Source organism: Tenacibaculum profundi, from assembly GCF_052050075.1.
Classification (GTDB): Bacteria; Bacteroidota; Bacteroidia; order Flavobacteriales; family Flavobacteriaceae; genus Polaribacter.
In genome coordinates, this window is the sequence record NZ_CP197225.1 from 3,052,276 (window position 1) to 3,075,363 (window position 23,088).

19 protein-coding genes are annotated in these 23,088 nt (G+C 31.8%); 7 read left to right on the top strand and 12 right to left on the bottom strand.

From position 1 onward, the window contains the following. Positions 1–12: 12 nt before the first annotated feature. The 4 genes from ACSIGE_RS12465 to ACSIGE_RS12480 all read right to left on the bottom strand — a co-directional run bounded on the left by ACSIGE_RS12465 (position 13) and on the right by ACSIGE_RS12480 (position 4,658). Complete coding sequence (locus ACSIGE_RS12465; protein ID WP_440880200.1) at positions 13–693, bottom strand: HAD family hydrolase; 681 nt, start codon at positions 691–693, stop codon at positions 13–15. Positions 694–1,025: 332 nt separating this feature from the next. Beyond that, entirely contained in the window at positions 1,026–1,946 is a 921-nt protein-coding gene (locus tag ACSIGE_RS12470; RefSeq protein ID WP_440880201.1) for an ion channel, read from the bottom strand. A gap of 71 nt (positions 1,947–2,017) precedes the next feature. Next, positions 2,018–4,048: a dipeptidyl-peptidase 3 family protein gene (locus ACSIGE_RS12475; protein WP_440880202.1), complete on the bottom strand. Its 2,031-nt coding sequence runs from the start codon at positions 4,046–4,048 to the stop codon at positions 2,018–2,020. Between the two features lie 40 nt (positions 4,049–4,088). Beyond that, positions 4,089–4,658, bottom strand: a complete 570-nt coding sequence (locus ACSIGE_RS12480; protein ID WP_440880203.1) for a DNA-3-methyladenine glycosylase I — start codon at positions 4,656–4,658, stop codon at positions 4,089–4,091. 75 nt (positions 4,659–4,733) lie between these two features. On the opposite strand from ACSIGE_RS12480, the gene ACSIGE_RS12485 reads away from it, so the two are divergent. Both ACSIGE_RS12485 and sppA read left to right on the top strand, forming a co-directional pair. Further along, a complete protein-coding gene (locus tag ACSIGE_RS12485; protein WP_440880204.1) occupies positions 4,734–5,138 on the top strand; it encodes a DUF6146 family protein in 405 nt (134 codons plus the stop codon). Positions 5,139–5,185: 47 nt separating this feature from the next. After that, the gene (gene sppA, locus ACSIGE_RS12490; RefSeq protein ID WP_440880205.1) at positions 5,186–6,931 is read left to right on the top strand and encodes a signal peptide peptidase SppA; all 1,746 of its coding nucleotides are present in this window, start codon (positions 5,186–5,188) and stop codon (positions 6,929–6,931) included. Positions 6,932–8,034: 1,103 nt separating this feature from the next. Here the strand turns inward: sppA and groL are convergent. The 8 genes from groL to miaB form a co-directional block, all read right to left on the bottom strand. After that, positions 8,035–9,669 carry a chaperonin GroEL gene (groL, locus tag ACSIGE_RS12495; protein ID WP_440880206.1) on the bottom strand — a complete coding sequence of 545 codons (1,635 nt, stop codon included), beginning with the start codon at positions 9,667–9,669 and terminating at the stop codon, positions 8,035–8,037. 82 nt (positions 9,670–9,751) lie between these two features. After that, positions 9,752–10,027, bottom strand: coding sequence for a co-chaperone GroES (locus ACSIGE_RS12500; protein WP_440880207.1), 276 nt, complete (start codon positions 10,025–10,027; stop codon positions 9,752–9,754). A 162-nt stretch (positions 10,028–10,189) separates the two neighbouring features. Next, positions 10,190–10,540, bottom strand: coding sequence for a preprotein translocase subunit SecG (gene secG, locus ACSIGE_RS12505; RefSeq protein WP_440880208.1), 351 nt, complete (start codon positions 10,538–10,540; stop codon positions 10,190–10,192). After that, the gene (locus tag ACSIGE_RS12510) at positions 10,540–11,280 is read right to left on the bottom strand and encodes a tetratricopeptide repeat protein (protein WP_440880209.1); all 741 of its coding nucleotides are present in this window, start codon (positions 11,278–11,280) and stop codon (positions 10,540–10,542) included. The genes secG and ACSIGE_RS12510 overlap by 1 nt, the downstream gene beginning before the upstream one ends. Positions 11,281–11,292: 12 nt before the next feature. Next, positions 11,293–11,799, bottom strand: a complete 507-nt coding sequence (locus tag ACSIGE_RS12515) for an LptE family protein (protein WP_440880210.1) — start codon at positions 11,797–11,799, stop codon at positions 11,293–11,295. A gap of 25 nt (positions 11,800–11,824) precedes the next feature. Next, positions 11,825–13,051, bottom strand: coding sequence for a sigma-54 interaction domain-containing protein (locus tag ACSIGE_RS12520; RefSeq protein ID WP_440880211.1), 1,227 nt, complete (start codon positions 13,049–13,051; stop codon positions 11,825–11,827). Positions 13,052–13,128: 77 nt separating this feature from the next. Beyond that, positions 13,129–13,983, bottom strand: a complete 855-nt coding sequence (locus ACSIGE_RS12525; protein WP_440880212.1) for a hypothetical protein — start codon at positions 13,981–13,983, stop codon at positions 13,129–13,131. Between the two features lie 24 nt (positions 13,984–14,007). Next, the gene (gene miaB, locus ACSIGE_RS12530) at positions 14,008–15,462 is read right to left on the bottom strand and encodes a tRNA (N6-isopentenyl adenosine(37)-C2)-methylthiotransferase MiaB (protein WP_440880213.1); all 1,455 of its coding nucleotides are present in this window, start codon (positions 15,460–15,462) and stop codon (positions 14,008–14,010) included. Positions 15,463–15,670: 208 nt separating this feature from the next. Between miaB and topA the strand changes: the two genes are divergently transcribed. From topA to gldM, 5 genes are all read left to right on the top strand, one after another. After that, entirely contained in the window at positions 15,671–18,145 is a 2,475-nt protein-coding gene (gene topA / locus ACSIGE_RS12535) for a type I DNA topoisomerase (protein ID WP_440880214.1), read from the top strand. A gap of 57 nt (positions 18,146–18,202) precedes the next feature. Further along, positions 18,203–19,357: a formimidoylglutamase gene (locus ACSIGE_RS12540; protein WP_440882218.1), complete on the top strand. Its 1,155-nt coding sequence runs from the start codon at positions 18,203–18,205 to the stop codon at positions 19,355–19,357. Positions 19,358–19,440: 83 nt separating this feature from the next. Continuing rightward, on the top strand, positions 19,441–20,805 hold the full coding sequence (gene gldK, locus ACSIGE_RS12545; RefSeq protein WP_440880215.1) for a gliding motility lipoprotein GldK: 1,365 nt from the start codon (positions 19,441–19,443) through the stop codon (positions 20,803–20,805). Positions 20,806–20,854: 49 nt separating this feature from the next. Beyond that, a complete protein-coding gene (gene gldL / locus ACSIGE_RS12550; protein ID WP_440880216.1) occupies positions 20,855–21,499 on the top strand; it encodes a gliding motility protein GldL in 645 nt (214 codons plus the stop codon). Between the two features lie 44 nt (positions 21,500–21,543). Continuing rightward, positions 21,544–23,088 (top strand): gliding motility protein GldM, encoded by a 1,545-nt coding sequence (gldM, locus tag ACSIGE_RS12555; RefSeq protein ID WP_440880217.1) that lies wholly within the window; start codon positions 21,544–21,546, stop codon positions 23,086–23,088.

Consider the following 23,088-nt stretch of genomic DNA (forward strand, 5'->3'; position numbering starts at 1 on the left):
TAAGTGTGTTATTTATTTGATGCCTAATTTTTTTTCTGTCTCATTTAAATCAAACTCCAACCAGTTATCAATATGATGTTTTATTCCTATTTTATTAAAGTCTTCAAGATTTTTTTTATTTACTCCTACAAATTCAATATTTAAGTTTTTTGCAGTTGTAGCATCCCATAAACCATCTCCAAAGGAAATAATATGTTTAAAATAGCCAACTCCGAAGTGCTTTTTTGCTTTGTTTATTGCAGAGGTTACAATGTCTTCTCTTGTGAATATGTTGTTAGAGGATTCTAAGACTTCTGTTATGGTTTTTATTTTAGCTTGTTGTAATTTAAGTAGGGCAGGTTTTAATATTGAACCTGTAGCGAAGCAAATAGCGTAGTTTGTCTCATTAATAAAAAAATCAATAATTTTTTGTGCTCCTGGAATTTCGGGAGTTTCAGGAAATGATAAAAAATGTTCAGTCATCACCTCTTCAAATTCAGGAATAAGGTCGAAATTAAATTTTTTATTGTAAGTTTTTTCATAATTAACTGAAAAGATGTAGCTATCCGAAGCATTTTTATAGGTTCTCCAGTCTGTATTCACTTTCGAGATTCCAAAATGGTTCATAGCATATAACAATGCGTCTGTATGTTTTTCATTACTTATGGTTAACGTATCATCAATATCTAATACAATTAGATTTTCTTTGTTCATTTAGTAAGTTTTTAATTTTTTGAGTGACTCTATTTTCAGAATTGGAGTCGTCTTGAATAATAAAGATGTTTTATTTTAAAATTTATAATATAAACAATATATCAAGATCAAATCATTCTTTAACTTTGCTAAAAATACAATTTTATGTTTACTCCAGGACGAATAATTTTTGCAAGTTTATTTCTTATAGTGTTTATAACAGCCATGGTTTTAAGTTATAGAAAAGATGCAAAAAGAAATAAAAAACATTATCAAAATGGGGCCTTGTATACCGCAATGGGAATTTTGGTGACACTTCTATTTTTATTTTTGTTTAAATACATAAGTAAAAACTAACTTATTTCCTCGACATCACTGAGTTTTTGATGGTCTAAAACCGTATAACCATCTTCATTAAATCCTGAAGATCGTTTGTATTTTACATCACTTACTAGATCTGAAAAGTCATATGAGGTAGCTTGATATACTACTTGTCCAAAAGATTCTTCATGATACTTTAAAAGTGCGTATATTTTAGCATCTAAATTTTTAATTTCTATTTTTGAATATTTGAAAAGTGGACTGTCTTCGTCAATTTCATGAACGATTGTCCATACAGTTGGTAAATACATTATTTTATCTCTTTCAAGAGACAACTCATAATAGTTTCTACTATAACTACCATCTTCTTTTTTTTCATTAACAGAGAGAGTAACTGTTATTTCTGGTTCAAGCATTACTGTTTTCCTACTATTCATTAACCTAAACATAATCGCTTTTCCTTTTTTAAAATCACGATAAATAAAGTTTTTACTAAATAAAATAGAAGCTTTTGCTCTCGAGAATCGACCATATAGAAGCCCTGTGAAAAAAGAAAAGCTAAATAAGCCAACCATAGCTTCAAAGGCAGCTATAATATTTGCAGTAACACTTTTTGGTGCAATTCCACCATAACCGACAGTTGTTAAGGTTTGAGCACTAAAGAAAAATCCATTTAAAAAATCGTCAAATATGTTTCCTTTAGAAGGGGTTATTTGATCAATACCGATAGCTACGTAAATAAAACCAAATAAAATATTTAAAGAAATATATCCAAGAAAAACGAAAAGCAAAAGTTTATACCAAGGCATATCAATAAAGTATGTAAATAAGTCGTTGGTATTAAATTTTTTATTGACATGAATTACATTTAAACTACCATCTTTATTGATGATTCCACGAATATTTTTTTGAGAGTTATATCCAAATCCAGGATCTTTTGATTGATGAACCATGTTATTAATATTAAAATTTACAACCGATTCGTAAAATGAATCGGTCGTAAATTTATTTTAAAGAATACCTTTTATTTAATAGGCAAAAAACTATAGTTTTTAGAGTAGAAGTACATTTGATCTTCAAATGTTTCTTGTTGTGTTAATTTTATGTCTATTATATTTCCTTTATCGTCTTTTTGTGCTTTCAAAATAGGGTTTATAAAACCGCTGTAAGGAGCAGAGGTAAATTTGGCATTCCTGTTAAGAACTTCCTTGTGAATATTTTGATCTACTTTCACACCATACCCTTCAACAAGAGCTTTTGCAGCATTAAAATCACCTTCTGATTTTATTCTTTGTGCTTCTTTTAAGAGTCTTCCAAATATTTCACGAAGCTTTTTGTAATCGTTGATATTGTAAAATGTTTTTCCATTTTTCGATATCTTTTCAATAACATTTTCCTTTTTTCCTTGCTCAAATGACCAAGCAGATACCCACTGACGATTTACCATATGGTCTTCCTCAATATCATCTCCTAGATTTATTCTAATTAACTGTGTCATTAAGCCGTTTCTTATATAACCATCATAAGCAGCTTTACCAACTTTTTCCCAGTTATCAACTAGTCCTAACTCTTGTAACTTTGGATCCATTAAATAGTAGAGACCTACTAAATCAGCTCTTCCTTCTTCCATGGTAGAAGCATAATTTTTTAACGTCTCTTTTGGTTGGCCAATACCATCATTTATTTTTCCAGAAGCATGACCAATTACCTCATGTAGTGCCGTATGGAGCTTATCAGCGAGTTTACCATATTTAATTTCTAAATCAATTTCTTCCTGATCAAAAGCGAATTCTTTTAACCTTCCTGTTCCTCCAGCATTATTATATGAGCCAATTATATTTCCAAGTGAAACAGATTTAGATCCATGTTCTTGACGAATCCAATTATTATTGGGTAAGTTTACGCCGATTGGAGTACTTGGAGATGCATCACCAGCCTCTCCAGCGACATTAACTGTCTTATATGAAACACCAACAACATTCTCTTTTTTATGTTTTGGGTTTAGAGGTGATTCGTTTTCAAACCATTGAGCATTGTCAGATAAAACTTTCATTTTTTTTGACATATCGAAATCTTTAATTTGAATTATTGATTCGTAAGATCCTCTATATCCTTTTGGATCATTGTAAACTTCAATAAAACCATTTATCCAGTCAATATTTCCTTCTGTAGCATTAACCCATGAAATGGCATACTTATCCCAAGTGTCTAAATTTCCCGTACGATAATATTCAATTAATAAATTCAGTGTTTTAGCTTGTTTGTCATTTTCTGCAACAGTACTAGCTTTTTCCAACCAGTAAATGACTTTATCAATAGCTTCACCATAGAGACCTCCAGATTTCCATACTTTCTCAACAAGTTTACCATTCTCACGAACTAAAGTTGAGTTTAATCCGGCTTCTATGGGAGTTCCTTTTGGACCTTTGTATGCTTTACTATAAAAATCTTCTACATCTTTACTAGTTATGTCTGGACCATAAAAGTTTACTGCTGATGCTAATACATTATCAACCCCAGCCTTTTTATTTACTTTTTTATTATCTTTTTCATTGAAAATAACTTCAAATGCTTCCGAAGAAAGAGAAGTTTTCGTTTGATTCAGTAATTCTTTTAAGAAATCAGCTGAGAATTCAGGTTTAATTTTGTCGTTTGAATAGTGATGGTGAATTCCATTCGAAAACCATACTCGTTTTAAATAGGTTTTAAAAGCTTTATAATTAGTTGTTTCTCTATCTCCAGTAAAAACCGTATTAATTGTTTCAAGTGCATCTCTAATCTCAAGGTTATGTCGATAGTTTTGATCCCACATAATATCTCTACCAGATAAACCTGCTTGTGTTAGATAATACACCAGCTTTTTCTCTTTCAAAGTTAACGCTTCAAAACCTGGGATTTGGTATCTTAAAACTTTAATATCGGCAAATTGCTCAACTACATAATTAAATTCTTTTTTGGTTTCTGTTGTTTTCTTGATTTCTTTTTTTGTATCGACACCACAAGATATCAAAAGACTAGTAGTTGCAATACAAAAAAGCGTTTGTTTGAGTTTCATTATTAAATAAATTAATTGTTTTCTATAATTGATGCTAAAGTTACAAATTTTGAACTTCCTTATAACGAAAACAATCTGTTGTATGATCATTAACCATTCCTGTAGCCTGCATAAATGCATAAATAATTATTGGACCGACAAATTTAAATCCTTTCTTTTTAAGATCTTTTGATATTTTGTTTGCTAACTCTGAAGTTGTAGGAACCTCATTTTGAGTTTTAAAATTATTTTGAATTGATTTTTGATCAACAAATTTCCAATAATAGTTAGAAAAAGATCCATACTTTTTTTGGATTTCAATGAACGCTTTGGCATTTGTTATTGTTGCTTTAATTTTTAATTTATTTCTAATGATATTAGAATCATTTAGTAATTCTTCATATTTTTCCTGTGAATAACTTGAAATTTTTTTATAGTTGAAGTTATCAAATGCTTTATTAAAGTGCTCTCTCTTTTTTAAAATGGTAATCCAGCTCAATCCTGCTTGGAAGGTTTCTAAAATTAAAAAAGCAAATAAAGTATCATCATCATAGACAGGAACACCCCATTCTTCATCATGATACTTATTATACGTTTTATCGTCAAGCACCCATGAACACCTATTTTTCATAATATTGTTTTTTTAGACAATGAAATCATCTTAAAAAGTAGTATTTTTTATTTTTGTTAAAGTAAAAGGTTTTTGGTGAAAACTCTAAATTTATTTTTAGTTATTATTTTAGTTGTAATGCTAACTAGATGTGGTTCTGCTTTTATGAATTCTAGTATAAAGAATAATGAAAGACCAGTTGCTATAGTTAATGACAGCCTAGAGTATGAAATTATTATAGTAGATGTGGGATTTAATTCTTATTTGAATACAATTGCAAGGCCTAGAGGGTTTCATTCATTAAAATATTTGGAGATTAAAAATAGGTTTTTGGTTCCAATTTGGAACCAAAGAGTAGCTAACCCAAGTCAATTTAACCCAGTTGTTTACGAAAATAGAATAGAATATGATTTTTACACAGAGTATGGGTATGAGGTTAATTACCTTTTATTTCAGTATTTTCAATTTATCCAGTATAAGTATCGAATTATGTTAAGGTAATTTTTACTCGTACTAAAATAGTATATTTGTGAATAAAATTATTTTAAATGAAGTTTTTAAGAAACTTATTAGCGTCAATATTAGGTTTTTTTGTGGCGCTTTTTCTGATACTGATGCTTTTTGTATTTATCGCTACTATTGCAGGATCATCTAAAGAAGTTATTGTAGAACCAAACTCTATTTTAAATTTAGATTTATCTTTAAAAGTTAAAGATTATGCTCCGAAAGAAGATAATCCGCTAATTGAGGCTTTGGAAATAGAACCGAGTTATTTAGGTTTAAATACCATTATAGCAGCTATAGAAAACGCTAAAAGCGATTCAAGGATAAAAGGTATTAGCATAAATACATCAACAGTAAACGCAGGTATTGCTCAGGTGCAAGCTATTCGTAATAAATTAAAAGATTTTAAAGAAAGCGGAAAGTTTATTTATGCCTATAATGAGTTTTATGATCAAAAAAATTATTATTTAAGCTCTGTTGCTGATAGTGTCTTTTTAAACCCTGTAGGTTTCATCGACTTTAAAGGGCTCTCTACGGAAATATTATATTACAAAGATTTTCAAGATAAATTTGGTGTAAAATTAGAGGTAATAAGGCATGGAAAATATAAAAGTGCCGTTGAGCCTTATCTGAGTAATGAAATGAGTGAAGCTAATAAAGAACAGACAATTTCATTTTTAAAGTCTATTTGGTCTGAAGTGATTGAAGGAATTTCAGAAAACAGAAGTATATCTGAAGATCAGTTAAATGTTATCGCAGATAAGGTGGAAGGTAGAGATGCTAAATTATCACTTGGAAATAATTTGATAGATCAAGTAATTTATAAAGATCAATACGAGTCGAAGTTAGCCTCTATGATAGGGGAAAAACCAGCACATATTACAATAGAAGACTATATCAAATCAGGAAAAGGAAGAATTAGATCTTCTGCAAAAAACAAAATAGCTGTTATTTATGCGCAGGGACAAATTTTATATGGAGAGGGTAATGAAGATGTTATTGGTCAAGATTTGATTAACAAAGCGATAAGGAAAGCAAGAAAGGATTCAAATGTAAAAGCAATAGTGTTAAGGGTAAATTCGCCTGGGGGTAGTGCTTTAGCTTCTGAATTAATTTGGAGAGAATTACATTTAGCAAAGAAAGAAAAACCATTGGTTGTATCTATGGGTAATGTTGCAGCATCAGGGGGTTACTATATTGCTTGTAATGCTACTAAAATTATTGCGGAACCAACAACAATTACAGGCTCAATTGGTGTCTTTGGATTATTACCAAATGCTACTAAACTCGCTAGTAAACTGGGGATAAATGCGGAGCAAATTTCTACAAATAATAGCCCAAATTATAGTTTGTTTGAGCCGATGAGTAAAAAATTTTATGAGGTAACAAAGGATGGTGTAGAAAAGACATATGATCTTTTTGTAGATAGAGTTTCAACAGGTAGAGGGATGCCAATTGAGCAGGTTGATAAATTAGCCCAAGGTCGTGTTTGGACAGGGAAAGAAGCAAAAGAAAATGGATTGGTTGATGAGTTAGGAGGTTTAGATAAAGCTGTAAAAATAGCAGCGGAAATAGCAGGGGTAGAAGATTATAGAATAAGAAATTATCCTAATTATAAAAAAGACATAAAAGAATCTCTTAAAGCATTCCCTTTTGCCAGATTAGCAAAAGAAGAAATTTTAAAAGAATTGTTAGAAGAACAAGAAATTGAGGCTTACAAGAATATTAGAGAATTTAAGAGTTTAAAAGGAATTCAAGCAAGAATGCCTTTTTTATACGACATAAAATAAAAGTATGATTGCAATAAAACACCATTATAGCCAGCTATAATGGTGTTTTTAAAACTATTTTAAATAACAATACTTTGTAATTAAATTTACGAAGTCTATATCAATAATAAAGTATAATTCGGTTTAGTAATAAGAATAAATAACCTCTACTATTATCTGTATATTAGTACCTTATGTTGTGTTTGCTTTAATAGGATGATTATCGCTGTCGTATCCAAGAAGTAATGTGGTTTTATTATTTTTCCCCATTTTTTAAACTATTTCTGTAGACTGTATATTTATTCCAATATTTAAATCTATATAATTTAATATGCCAATACCTCCAGCTGATTTTAAGGTGTGAAAAAAGGTTAGGATAATTGTCGTAAGTAGTTTTGACCGTGACATCATCTGTGATAATGCTCCAACTTCCATTTGAATATATTTCATATTCACAACGTTATGAATAATTATTTTATTTGGATTTCAATTGTAGTCATATTCCGCAATGGTATCCTCTTTATGTTGATTATATGAGATTTGGATACAATCCTGAAATATTTAAGTTTTCAAAGGTGTTATTATTTCCGTCAAATTTAGCACAATATCACTATAAATTAAAGATTTAGACTTATCCGAATTTGAAGCGATAATCTTTTCCAATTTATGGTTTGTATTATATATAAAATTAATACTTGCTGATTTAGTATTATGATCAAGACTTACTGAAAGTAACTGATTTGAGTCTTTTTTTAGTTGTATTTTTATTTTGTTATTCGAAGTTCTCTGTTTGCCCAAGAAATTAACTATAGACAATCATAATCCAATATTAATTGAAAATTTTATATTCTTCAGACAATATATTATTGATAGATATATTTGACACACTTTTATTAATTATGCTAGAGGCGTGAACCGCACTTTCTATTACTACAAAATATAATAATCTAAACATAAAAGATTCGAATGAAAGAAATGAAAAAATAGCATCTCAGCAACTTTAAGTTATTAAAAAGTTTGGTGTGAAATAAAAAACCTGCAGTTTATTACTGACAGGTTTTTTATTTTTAATTTTGCCTTATGAAAAAAGTATCCAGACAAAAGTTAGATTAATCGGACTTTTCTTACATCATTCCTGGCATTCCACCACCCATTGGAGGCATTGCCGCAGCTGGCGTATCTTCCTTAATATCAACTAAAGCACATTCAGTTGTTAAAATCATACCAGATACTGAAGCAGCATTTTCCAAAGCAACACGAGTTACTTTTTTAGGATCAATAATTCCCGCTTCTAACATATTTACATAGGCTTCAGATTTTGCATCGTACCCAAAATCAGTAGTACCTTCTAATACTTTATTAATAACTACAGATCCTTCACCACCTGCATTCTCTACAATGGTTCTTAATGGAGATTCAATAGCTTTATTTACAATTTGTATACCTGTAGTTTCGTCTAAATTATCAGTAGCCAAAGATTCAAGTACTTTTTTAGCTCTTACCAAGGCAACACCACCACCGGCAACAATACCTTCTTCTACAGCTGCTCTTGTAGCATGCAAAGCATCGTCAACTCGATCTTTCTTTTCTTTCATTTCAACCTCTGAGGCAGCACCTACATATAAAACAGCTACACCACCAGCTAGTTTAGCTAAGCGTTCCTGTAATTTTTCACGATCATAATCAGAAGTGGTCGTTTCTATTTGAGCTTTTATCTGATTAACTCTAGCTTTTATTTGAGCTTCATCACCTGCTCCATTTACGATTGTAGTATTGTCTTTATCAATGGTAACTGTTTCTGCAGTGCCTAAAAGATCTAAAGTTGCGTTTTCAAGAGAAAAACCTCTCTCTTCTGAAATAACAGTTCCACCAGTTAAAATAGCAATATCTTCTAGCATTGCTTTTCTTCTATCTCCAAAGCCAGGAGCTTTTACAGCTGCTATTTTTAATCCTCCACGTAATTTATTAACGACAAGGGTAGCAAGAGCTTGCCCGTCTACATCTTCAGCAATGATTAATAAAGGTTTCCCAGACTGCGCTACAGGTTCTAAGATTGGAAGAATTTCTTGTAAGTTAGATATTTTCTTGTCAAATAATAATATATAAGGACTTTCAAGATCAGCAATCATCTTGTCAGCATCGGTAACAAAATATGGAGATAGGTATCCTCTGTCGAATTGCATTCCTTCTACAACATCCACATATGTGTCAGTTCCTTTAGCTTCTTCTACAGTAATAACACCCTCTTTACCTACCTTCCCAAAAGCTTCTGAAATTAAATTACCTATAAAGGCATCATTGTTAGCAGAAATAGAGGCAACTTGTTGAATCTTCTCAGATGAATCACCAACTTCTTTTGATTGTTTAGAAAGATCCTCAGTTATGGCATTGACAGCTTTTTCTATCCCACGTTTTAAATCCATCGGATTAGCACCAGCAGCAACATTTTTTAAACCTTCTTTAACAATTGATTGAGCAAGAACGGTAGCAGTTGTAGTACCATCTCCAGCCAAATCATTTGTTTTAGAAGCTACTTCTTTTACCATTTGTGCCCCCATATTTTCAAGAGCATCTTCTAATTCAACTTCTTTTGCAACAGAAACACCATCTTTAGTTACATGCGGAGCTCCAAATGATTTTGAAATAATTACATTACGCCCTTTAGGACCTAATGTTACTTTTACTGCATTTGCTAATGCATCAACACCACGTTTTAAACCTTCGCGAGCGTCAACATCAAATTTTATATCTTTTGCCATTGTTGTTTTTTCAATTTTTGAACCTTGTGGGTAAGAAACACAAGGTTTTGGTTAATTTAGTCTTTGTTTTTTATGAGTCATTTTAGATTATAGCGAATACATCACTTTCTCTCATAATAAGGTAATCTTTACCTTCATGCTTTAACTCAGTACCAGCATATTTACCATATAATACGGTATCACCAACCTTAACGGTTAAGGGCTCGTCTTTGGTTCCATTTCCAACCGCAACAATTGTCCCTTTTTGCGGTTTTTCTTTAGCATTGTCAGGAATAATGATTCCTGAAGCAGTAGTGGTCTCTGCTGCAGCTGGCTCAACAAGAACTCTATCTGCTAAAGGTTTAATGTTTAATCCCATTTTATATTTTTTAGTTATATTTTTTGATTCAGATTTTATATTGACAGAAACTATGCCATTAAAACCATACTGACAGAATTTCAAGTATTCTATTTTTAAAATAAAAAAAATGTCAACGATTATGACACGTTGACATTTTTTTATTCAAACAAAGTTTATTTTTTATTGAACACTATCTTTAGTAGTTTTTGTGTCTGTTGCATCTGATGTGTTTGAACTTTCTGTTGTAGTTTCAACATTACTTAGCGTTTCCTCTAATTGAGGAGCATTCTCTCCATTTCCTCTTGGAATAGCAAAATTGGCTAATAAAATCAGTGCAAACATAGCTATAGCTAAAGTCCATGTTGTTTTATCGAGAAAGGTGTTGGTGTTTTGAACACCACCAATATTTTGAGCACCTCCTCCAAAAGAAGAAGACAATCCACCACCTTTAGGGTTTTGTACCATCACAATTAATATGAGAGCAACCGCCACAATCAATATTAAAATTAAAAGTAAAGTATATGTTGTCATTATTTATGATTTTGTAATATTTTTATTTTTTTTATCTGGTCTGCAAAGAAACCACTTTTTTCTGGATATTTCAAAATTAATATCTTATATGCTTTGATGGCACTTTCATATTTTTTTTGTTCAAGGTAAACCTTTGCCAGTGTTTCGGTCATTAATTGATTATCTTCTTGAACTTCTACAGTCTTTAAATTAGGATTATTTATTTTTGAAGGTCTAGATATTTTTGGGTTATTTTCAATGAATTTATCTATAATTGAATTCTGTTGCCCCCCTTCGATAATCTGTTGAATATTTGAATCTCTAACAATTGTTTTTTTTGAAGAAAGTTCTAGCCATTGATTAAAGGAAAAAGTTTCATTTTTAGTAAAATTAATAGGTTTTCCTATAGAGAGTTCCTGAATTGATTTTTCTATATTTTCTTTTTTTTGAGTAGCAAAGCCTTTTAAAGAAATAGGTTTTTTTTGATTGTTTTTTTTATCTTTTTCGAAATGCTCTTTTTGAAATTTTTTTGACGTAATTAAATCAAATAAAATTTTTCTGTCGGTAGTATGTGCAGCCACAATTTTAAGTTCATGATTATATTTATAGCTTTCCTTGTTTTTAAGACTTTTTAGGTATAAGACTCTTGCTGATTGAAAATAAGGATGTTTTAATATGATTTCCTTTAGATTATTATGATCATTCTCACTAATTGCATTATTAGCTATAATTTTTTGTATGTACCTTGTTGTGTTTTTCACATTAATTAAATTTTACCATTTACCAACAGAAGCATTAAATATATCTTGAGTAATTCTTTCTATAATTTCGTCAAAAGCGGCATCTAGTTGGCTGCCTGTAAGCTGCACAGCAGCCGCGTAATCGTAGTAAAAGGAAAATTGTTTTTCAAAATTTTTCTTCTCATCTAAGTTATTTGTATATCGTGTATTTACAACTATAGTTAGTCTATTTTGTGCAGCTGTTTGGTTTGCCTGAGCGGTCATAGGAGTTATTCTATAATCAACAATTTCTCCATCAAAATGTAGTTGGCCATTTTTAGAAACTAAAGTTAAATTAGTTTGCCTGGTGAATAGATCCTGAAGATCTTGAGTAAATTTTTGTCCTAAACCAGGTTCAATGATTGGTGCCTCGTTACGAAAAAAGTCTATTTGAATAGTTTTTGCATCACCAACATCTCCTCCGGTAAATGAATAAATACCACAAGAAATAAAGGTTGTTATGATGAGTATCGAAAATAGAAATTGAAATATTTTTCTCATAATAATCTATCTAGTTTTTGTGAAGTTAGAGGTCGTACTGTTTAATTTTTCTATAAAGTGTTCTTTCGGAAATCCCTAGTTCTTTTGCTGCTAATTTTCTTTTTCCATTATTTTTTTCGAGAGATTTTTTGATCATTTCTACTTCCTTCTCCTGTAAAGAAAAATTTTCATCTTCTTCGATTGTTTCAATGAAATCATAATTATTTTGATTCGATTGTTGCGGTATTTGAACAACTTCAACTTTTGGAACAACTTCAGTCTCTTGCTCTTTATAAATTTTTTGGATTAAGCGATGATTTTCTTCTCTAACTTGTTTAGAGTTCCCATCTTTTAATAAGTCTAAAGTTAATTTTTTTAGATCATTAATGTCGTTACGCATATCAAACAAGATTTTGTACATAATGTCTCTTTCATTGGCAAAATCATTTTTTGAATCATTATTTTTAATAACAGCAGGTAAGTTACCTTTTAAATCTGGAAGATATTGGATTATTTTCTCTGAAGTAATGTTTCTATCTTCCTCGACTACAGATATTTGCTCTGCAATATTTTTTAACTGACGAATATTACCAGGAAAGCTATAACTTACCAAAGTTTTGACAGCGTTATTTTCTAATCGAATAGCGGGCATTCGGTATTTTTGAGCAAAGTCTGCTGCAAATTTTCTGAAAAGAAGATGAATGTCTTCACCGCGATGTCTAAGTGGGGGGAGGGAAATCTCAATAGTACTAAGCCTGTAATAAAGGTCTTCTCTAAATTTTCCTTTTGAAATCGCTTCATGCATATTGACATTTGTCGCGGCTACAATTCTTACATTCGTTTTTTGAACTTGAGAAGAGCCTACTTTGATAAATTCCCCATTTTCTAAAACACGTAAAAGACGTACCTGAGTAGTAAGGGGGAGTTCTCCAACTTCATCTAAAAATATAGTTCCACCATCAGCTACTTCAAAATATCCTTTTCGCGTTTGAGTTGCACCCGTAAAAGATCCTTTTTCATGTCCAAACAGTTCACTATCAATAGTTCCTTCAGGAATAGCTCCGCAATTTACAGCTATATATTTGGCATGCTTTCTATGTGACAACTGGTGAATTATCTTTGGAACACTTTCTTTACCAACACCACTTTCTCCAACTACTAAAACAGAGATGTCAGTAGGTGCAACTCGCAAAGCTTTTTCTATAGCTCTGTTTAATTGAAGATCGTTACCAATAATTCCAAATCGTTGTTTTATTGCTTGTAAATTTTCCAAAATTTTTAGTCTTTAGTTTATTCTAAATCTATTTTAGCTTACGTTTCTTAATGCGAGTATTTTACTATCTATGTATATTAATAATTGTATTCTATTGAACGAGATTTATTTCCTGTAGCAGTGTCAAACACTTCTGCACTTACTGGATATCCATTTGAATTATAAATATATTCAAAGTTAAATTCAGGGCTCTTTGTAACGGTGTTATTACCAAAATTTACAATTAATGAAATAATATCTTCTTGTAAAATATTAAAGTCACCATAGATGGCGAAATAAGCTATGTAGCTTGATGTATAATGACTCTTTAACGGATTATTTTTATCGCTATACTGTATATTTAAGTTTTTCTCAATAGCTCCAAATCCATAATCAATCTTGGAATAAATAAATGTACAGTTATCATTATTGTCATACGTAAATTTCACTAAAGCTTCATTTTCATTATTACTTAGATTGATTTTTGTTAATTCATTAACTAAACCTTTCTCATTTAGTAAGAACGTAATCTTATAAGTATCATCAGAATTATCATCAGGTATCACTGATGAAATAGAATTGTTAGTGTAAGTGAAGGTCCTCGTATATTCAAATGTATCTTTTTTGTAAACTAAAGAAGTTAGTTTCCCATTTGAGTCATAATTGAAATTGTAAGATTGTAAAAGGTTTCCCAACCCATTGAGATATTCGAATTTCGACATTAAATTATTTTGGTATTCAAAATTGTAGAAAACAAAATCATTAAAACCAGGACCAGTTCTTATACTTTCAATAGCTTGAGATTCGTTAAAATAATGAATGAAGCCTTGATCACCTGGATATATTATTTTGTAATTTTTTAAAGATGTTCCTTCATTCACTATTTTATTGCTTTCGTTACTAGAGCAAGAAACTAGTACAATGACGATAATCATAATGTATAACTTTTTCATAATGTATAAATTTTTATTAAAATTCTAATTGTTATCTGAATATCCAACAGCAGCGCCTTTTAAAGTTGTAGATGTACAATCTTCAATTTTTACATTTACAAATTCTCCCATTTTATAATGTTCTTTTGGGAAAACTACTACTGTGTTTTGGGTATTACGTCCTTTCCATTCGTTAGCATTTTTTTTAGAAGTTCCTTCAATAAGTACTTCTTGCACTTTTCCAACATGTTCTTTTGCTCTAAATAAACTGTGGTCTTGTTGTAAATTGATGATTTCTTGTAATCGACGTTTCTTTACTTTTAATGGAATATCATCTTCCATTTTCTTTGCCGCTAAGGTCCCAGGTCTCTCAGAATAAGCAAACATGAAACCGAAACTATATTTTACTTGTTCCATTAAATCAAGCGTATCCTTATGATCTTGTTCAGTTTCACCGCAGAAACCAGCAATCATATCTTGACTCAAGTGCATTTCGGGTATAATTTTGTAGATATTTTTCACCAATTCTAAATACTCTTCACGGGTATGTTGACGATTCATAGCTTTAAGCATAGCATTACTACCACTTTGAATAGGAAGGTGTATATATTTACAAATATTTTTATGTTTTGCCATCACATGAATTACATCTAATGTCATGTCTTGAGGGTTTGATGTAGAAAAACGAAAACGCATCTTAGGAAACTCATTGGCGCACATGTCTAATAAACTTGCAAAATCAACGGCTGTAGCTTTTGCCATTTCCGAGGCTTTTGTAAAATCCTTTTTTAGTCCGCCCCCGTACCAAAGATATGAGTCAACATTTTGACCTAACAAGGTAATTTCTTTATAATTTTTTTCTTGCATTGATCGAATTTCACTAATGATACTTTGAGGATCACGACTACGTTCACGACCCCGAGTGAAAGGAACAACGCAGAAAGTACACATGTTATCACATCCACGTGTTATTGAAACAAAGGCTGACACTCCGTTTGAATTTAATCTTACAGGGGAAACGTCTGCATAGGTTTCTTCTTTAGATAGAATTACATTGATAGCATCTCTTCCTGCCTCTACTTCTTCTACTAAGTTAGGTAGGTCTCGATACGCATCTGGTCCAACAACAAGATCAACAATCTTTTCTTCTTCTAGAAATTTAGTTTTTAATCTTTCTGCCATACATCCTAAAACACCAACTTTCATTTTTGGGTTGCGTTTTTTTGCATGGTTGTACTTTTCCAGTCTATTTCTAACAGTTTGTTCTGCTTTTTCTCGAATAGAACAAGTATTCATTAATACAAGGTCTGCTTCTTCTATGTTACCAGTGGTATTGAAGCCTTGTTCAGCAAGTATAGAGGCAACAATTTCACTGTCGTTCATGTTCATTTGACATCCATAACTTTCAATAAAAAGCTTTTTATCATTACCTTTTCTTTGATCAGTTAATAAAGGTTTACCTTGTTTTTTTTCATCAATTACTTTCTCAACGTGTTCCATAAATCTTAAAAATCGTAGTAAAAATAAGCCACAAAGATACAACCAAAATAGAAATAATATGACAAGATGACAGAAATTAATTTGATAATATTATCCTTTTAAAAAGTAAAATTATTTTAAAAAAGGTCAAAATCAAAAAAAGTGTCTACTTTTGCGAACTCATAAGAACCGCAATTATCTAACCTGGCAATTTTAATAGTAAAGAAATATGGCAAAGAATTTAGTTATAGTAGAGTCACCAGCAAAAGCAAAAACAATAGAAAAGTTTTTGGGAAAAGATTTTAGGGTGGAATCTAGTTTCGGACACATCGCAGACTTACCGTCAAAGGAATTAGGAATTGATGTTGAAGGTGATTTTAAGCCAAAATATATTGTCTCTACAGATAAAAAGGCGATTGTAAAAAAACTAAAGGATTTAGCAAAAAAAGCAGAAACTGTTTGGTTGGCTTCCGATGAAGATCGGGAAGGAGAAGCAATTGCTTGGCACTTATATGAGCAATTGAAGTTAAAAGATGCTAGTACGAAAAGAATTGTTTTTCATGAGATTACAAAAAATGCAATATTAAAGGCTGTAGACAATCCAAGAGGGATAAATTACAATCTTGTTAATGCTCAACAGGCCAGAAGAATCCTAGATAGATTAGTTGGTTATGAGTTGTCTCCAGTGCTTTGGAGAAAAGTGAAAGGGGGGCTATCAGCAGGTAGGGTTCAGTCTGTAGCAGTAAGATTAATAGTTGAAAGAGAAAGAGAGATTGAAGCCTTTAAAGCTCAGGCTTCGTATAGGGTAGATGCAGAATTTATGAGTCAGGAAGGAAAAAAGTTTAAAGCTAAACTCGGTAAAAATTTTGCATCAAAAAAGGAAGCAGAAGAATTCTTGAATTCTTGTTTGAGTGCTGTATTTGATGTGGATGATTTGCAAAAGAAACCTGCGAAAAAATCTCCAGCAGCACCTTTTACGACTTCAACATTACAACAAGAAGCTTCTAGAAAATTAGGTTTTCCTGTAGCCAAAACGATGATGATGGCTCAAAGATTGTACGAAGCGGGTCTCATAACATATATGAGAACAGATAGTGTTAATTTATCTAACGATGCTAAAAAAGCCGCAGAAAGTGAAATAACAAGTTATTATGGTTCTGAATTTAGCAAGCCCAGAAACTATTCTACAAAATCTAAAGGTGCGCAAGAAGCGCATGAGGCTATTCGCCCTACCGATATGTCACGCCATGAGGTGGCTGTTGATTACGATCAAGACAGGTTGTATAGTTTAATCTGGAAGAGAACTATTGCTTCTCAAATGAGTGATGCTCAGTTAGAAAGAACTTCACTTAGGATAAAGAATGATAAAAATGATAAAATATTTTTAGCCAATGGGGAAGTTATTAAGTTTGAAGGTTTTCTCAAAGTTTATTTAGAGGGAACAGATAATGAAGAAGAAGAGCAAGATGGGATGCTCCCTAAAATGGTTATTGGCGAAATCTTAGCAAATAATTTTATTTTAGCTACTGAAAGGTATACAAGACCACCCGCAAGATATACAGAGGCAGCACTTGTTAAAAGATTAGAAGAATTGGGGATAGGTCGTCCCTCTACATATGCACCAACTATTTCGACAATACAAAGAAGGCAGTATATAGAGAAAGGTACTGTTGAGGGGAAGGAAAGAGGCTATAATCAGTTAAAATTGAGTTTAAATGAAATTTCTGAAAAAAAATTAACAGAAAAAGTAGGATCTGATAAAGGTAAATTAGTTCCTACAGATATTGGAAATATTGTTAATGATTTCCTTGTAGAAAATTTCAAATCAGTACTGGATTATGGATTTACGGCTAAAGTAGAAGATGAATTTGATGAAATAGCATCAGGGAAAGAAGATTGGACCGCTATGATAAAAGATTTTTATAAAGGCTTTCATCTGCATGTAGAAGATGTTGCAGCAAACGCAGATAGAGCAAGTGGACAGCGATTATTGGGGGTTGATCCTGATAGTGGTAAGAATGTTTACGTGCGTTTAGGACGGTTTGGAGCAATGGTGCAAATTGGTGAAGCAACAGATGAGGAAAAGCCTAAATTTGCTAGTTTGCAAGGAGAGCAAACAATGAGTTCTATAACTTACGAAGAAGCTATGGATTTATTTAAATTGCCAAAAATATTGGGAGATTATGAAACTAAAGAAGTTGTTGTAGCAAATGGCCGTTTTGGTCCTTACATTAAATTTGATGGGAAGTATGTTTCTCTTGATAAAGGAGAAAATCCAATGTCTGTTGATTTAGAGAGAGCAATCGAATTAATTGAAGATAAAAGAAAGGCAGATGCTCCTATAGGACATTATGAAAAAATGCCAATACAAAAAGGTGTTGGACGTTTTGGTCCATTTATAAAATGGAATTCAATTTTCATAAACGTAAACAAGAAGTATGATTTCGATAATCTAACTCAATCAGATCTGGAAGAATTAATTGAGGATAAAAAACGTAAAGAGAGAGAAAAATTAATACATAATTTTGAAGAAGTTGGCATTAGGGTTGAAAAAGCTAGATGGGGACGATTCAATGTAATTAAAGGTAAATTGAAGGTAGAGCTTCCTAAAACAACGGAAATAGAAAAGCTAACTCAAGAGGAAGCAGTAAAAATGATAGAAGCAAAAGCACCTAAGAAAAAAACGACCAAAAAAAAGAAATAAACATTTCTATGTTGAAATAGTTTTTTTATTATATTGCGATACTTTTAATCCCCTTAAATAATGGTCGAGTTCTTTTCACCACTTGAAAATTCGGATGTTACTACTATTTTATCTAACCATGTTACCTCATTAGGAAATTCGGTTAAGTTTCATACTGAAAACAATTTTCCTGATGTGACGAACATAAAAATAGCAATTTTCGGTGTTGTTGAAAGTAGAGGAGGGCAGCAATGTGATTCAAAAGAAGGTCTTTACTTCATAAGAAAAGAACTATATGAGCTTTTTTCTGGAGAGTGGACGCTTTCTATTGCTGATTTAGGTAATATTGAACAAGGTAATACGGTTCAAGATACTTATTTTGCTGTTTCAAAAATAGTTTCTTTTTTGGTGAGACAAGATATAATTCCATTGATTATAGGAGGTAGCCAAGATATAACTTATGCAAATTATAGAGGGTATGACGACCTTGAACAGACAGTTAATCTAGTTAGTGTAGATAGTCGTTTTGATATTGGCTCATCAGAAGAAAATATCCTTTCCAGGTCCTTTTTAAGTAGAATAATTATGGAAGAGCCTAACAATCTTTTCAACTACAGTAGTATAGGATATCAAACATATTTTAATTCTCAAGAAGAAATACAGTTGATTGATAAGCTCTTTTTTGATGCCTATCGATTAGGAGAAATAAAAGATATAACTTTGGTAGAGCCAGTATTAAGAGATGCTGATATTGTTAGCTTTGATATTGGAAGTATTCGTCAAAGTGATGCTCCCGGCAACTTATATGCTTCACCAAATGGAATGTATGGAGAAGATGCATGTGCTGTAGCCAGATATGCTGGAATAAGTGATAAGGTAACTTCGTTTGGTGTATATGAGTATAATGCTGCTATTGATGTAAATAAACAAACAGCAAAATTAATAGCGCAAATTATATGGTATTTTGTTGAAGGTGTCAATAAACGTGCCAATGATTATCCTTTTACTACTAAAGAAAGTTACGAGAAATATACAGTAATTCTTGACGATGATGATCCACTTAATTTTTACAAAAGTGATAAAAGTGGACGCTGGTGGATGGAAATAAATTTAATATCGAATAATAAACATAAAAGACATGCGTTAATACCATGTAGCTATCGTGATTATAAAGAAGCTCTGAGGTTAAAAATACCTAAAAGATGGTACAAAGCTTTACAAAAGCTTACTTAAGATGTTATTTATAACTCGAAATTGTTTTTTAATTTTAAAAAAATAATAGGTTTACGCCTCTTTTTATAAGAAAAGAATAAAGTATGAAGAAATTAGCAGTATGTGCATTATTAGTATCTATCGTATACGCCTGTGGTTCTAGTGGCGATAGAGGAGAATTGATTGGTGTAAAGTCAAAAAGAAAGTGGTTTGCCGAAAAACCATTTGGAATGGCTAAAATACCTGGAGGCTCTTTTACTATGGGTAAACAAGATGAAGACCCCTTAGGAGCATTGAATGCTCCTACAAAGACTGTAACAGTTCAGCCATTTTATATGGATGAAACTGAAATAACAAATAGCGAATATAAACAGTTTGTTTTTTGGGTGAGAGATTCAATCACTAGAACAAAATTGGCTATGCAGGCAGAGTTCGCTTCCTCTGGAGAAGGAGAAGATAAAGCAGAAGGTATTCAAAGATATGCATATGCTTCAAAAGATACTGTCAATGAGACTGCTTACGAAAAGTACATGCGAGAAAATTATTATGAGTTAGGAGAAGGTCTAGACTCACTTAAACCATTAAACTGGGAAGAGGAAATAATTTGGTCGAATCAAGAATTCCCTGATGCAGATTATGTAGAAGTAATGGACTCGTTATTTATTAAGAAAGATGAATCTTTGAATGGTATTAGAACATTTGATACAAAGACATTAAACTATAGATATTATTGGTTTGATAATGAAAATGCTGCCAGATTCGGTAAAAACAGAAAAGAGTTTTTGAAGGATGAGGTAATCAATGTGTACCCAGATACGACTGTTTGGATTAAAGATTTTAATTACTCATACAATGATCCAATGCATCAGGAGTATTTTGCTCACAAAGCTTATGAAAATTATCCTGTAGTCGGCGTAAACTGGCCTCAAGCAAAAGCTTTCTGTCACTGGAGAACACAAAACAAAAACAGTTATCAACGTTCAAAGAAAAAGCTAGGTTTAGTGCCTGCATTTAGGCTTCCAACAGAGGCGGAATGGGAGTATGCTGCGAGAGGTGGTCTTAATTATGCAAAGTATCCTTGGGGTGGTCCTAATACTACAAGTGATAGAGGATGTTTTTTAGCAAACTTTAAACCTGTAAGAGGAGATTATGCTGCAGATGGGGCTTTATATACTGTTGAGGCTGTTTCTTACAATGCAAATGAATATGGCTTGTATAATATGGCTGGAAATGTAGCTGAATGGACAAATACAGCGTACAATCAAATGTCTTATTATTATGGATCAACTATGAATCCAAATGTAGAGAACAGAGAGAATACTAGAAAAATTATTCGAGGTGGATCATGGAAAGATGTAGCTTACTTTTTAGAAGTAAGTTCAAGAGATTGGGAACATGCGGATACAGCGAGAAGTTATATCGGATTTAGAACGGTACAAGATTATTTAGGAACAAACAAAAGTCAATAATAAAAAATACAACTTAAATATTAATTAAATTCCCTTTAAATTAAAAATTATGGCACAATCAAAAACAACTAAGAAATTATTTAACATGGCCTATGGTTTAGGTGCGGCAGTCGTTATCGTTGGAGCATTATTTAAGATCATGCACTTTAAATTCGGACCTATTACAGGTGGGCTTATGTTAACGATTGGTATGGCTGTTGAAGCTGCGGTTTTTGCCCTTTCCGCTTTTGAACCAGTAGAAGAAGAACTAGATTGGACTAAAGTATATCCTGAATTGTCTATGGGTGGTGTTTTAGGTGGAAAAGAAGCTGCACCAGAAGAGGCTCAAAGTATGTTGTCTCAAAAGTTAGATGATATTTTAAGAGAAGCAAAACTTGATGCAGGTTTAATCTCCAGTTTAGGTGATAGTATTAAAAATTTCCAAGGAGCTGCAGAAGGATTGACGGCTACTTCCGAAACAGTAGCGTCAACAAATCAATATAATGAGCAAATGGCGATGGCTGCTTCAAAAATGGAATCATTGAACAGTTTATACACAACACAAGTTGATAATGCCTCTAGACAAGCTGAAATTAATTCAGCGATGGTAGAGAATACAAGAAGGTTACAAGAGCAAATGGACTCTTTGGCGACAAACCTTTCTTCTCTTAATGGTGTATATGGTGGAATGTTATCTGCAATGTCTAATAAATAATTAGAAAATATTCTAATTATTAAACTAAAAAGTATTTTATAATTATGGCAGGAGGAAAATTATCACCAAGGCAGAAGATGATTAACCTTATGTATCTTGTATTTCTTGCGATGCTTGCAATGCAGATGGATAAGAAAGTGTTATCGTCTTTTGGCTTCATGAAAGAAAAAATAGAGGACTCAAATGCATTTGCAGCTACAACAAATGAAAGTTCACTTAAGGGGTTGGCTACAAAAGCAACAGAACAACCAGAGAAATTTGGAGAGTTAAACGAAAAAGCTCAGAAAATAAGTGAGTTGTCAAATGGCTTCTTTGATTACTTGAAGTCTTTGAAAGAAAAAATGTCCGAAGATATCAGTGAAGAAGACAAAACCAACTATGAATCTCAGAAAAGTCCAGATAAAGTAGATGCTTTATTATTCTCTGGAGATAAGTTCACTGAAGAAGGAAATAAATTTATTTCTGAAATCAATAACTATAACACTGAAATCAAGGCAGTTTTAGGAGAAAATGCTTCTCCTCAAATATTAAAAAACTTAGACAAACGATTTAATACTGATCCAGATAAATCAGCAGAAGGTCAAGAGATTTCGTGGTTAAAAGGAAGATATGAAGGTATGCCTTTAATTACTTCTATAGCAAATGTAAGTCAGATTCAAAGTGATATCCGAACTACAGAAGGTGAAATATACTCTTCATTAGTTGGTGGACAATTAGAAACAGAAGTTTCTATGAGTAACTATAATGGGATAGTTGCACTTGACAAAAATGCATTTTACGAAGGTGAAAAAGTAACAGGTTCAGTTGTATTAGGAAGATACGATCCTACGTTAAAGCCGACAAGAGTTGAGTTTAATGGAGATAAAGATTACAAAAATTTTAAAGATGGTCATGTTGTTGTAGATATGGCAGCAGGGAGTGTAGGAGATAAGAAAATAAAAGGTACAATTTTCTTTACAGAAAATGGTGAAGAGGTTCCTGTTCCTTTTGAAAGTACTTATTCGGTAATACCAAAACCAAATAATGCTGTTATTTCAGCTGATAAGATGAATGTAGTTTATAGAGGTTTAACTAATCCATTAACAATATCGATACCAGGTATTCCTGGTAATAAGGTTACAGCAAGTGCTCCTGGTTTAAGTAGAGTTAAAGGTAACAGTTATGCAATGAGACCACGTTCAGGTAATCAGGTTGTTATAAAGGTAAGTGGTAAATTACCAGATGGTAAACCTGTAAGTTCATCAAAGAAATTTAGAATAAAAGATATTCCACCGGCAAATGGTATGGTAAGAAATCAGTTTGGAACAGTGAAAATGCCAAAGGCTAGTGTAGCTAAAATTGTCGTAGGAGCTGGACTACCAGATTTTTTATTCGATTTAAAATTAAATGTTACAAGCTTTAAAATAAAAATTCCAGGTCAAATTACAATACCAGTTACAGGAACACGTTTAAATTCTAGAGCAAAAAGTGCTCTAAAGAAAGCAAGAAGAAATGATTTAATATCTATATTTGATATTAAAGCTACTGTTTCAGGGTCTAACTATAAATTAAAGAAGGTTTTACCTGTGAATATTGAGATTACAAATTAA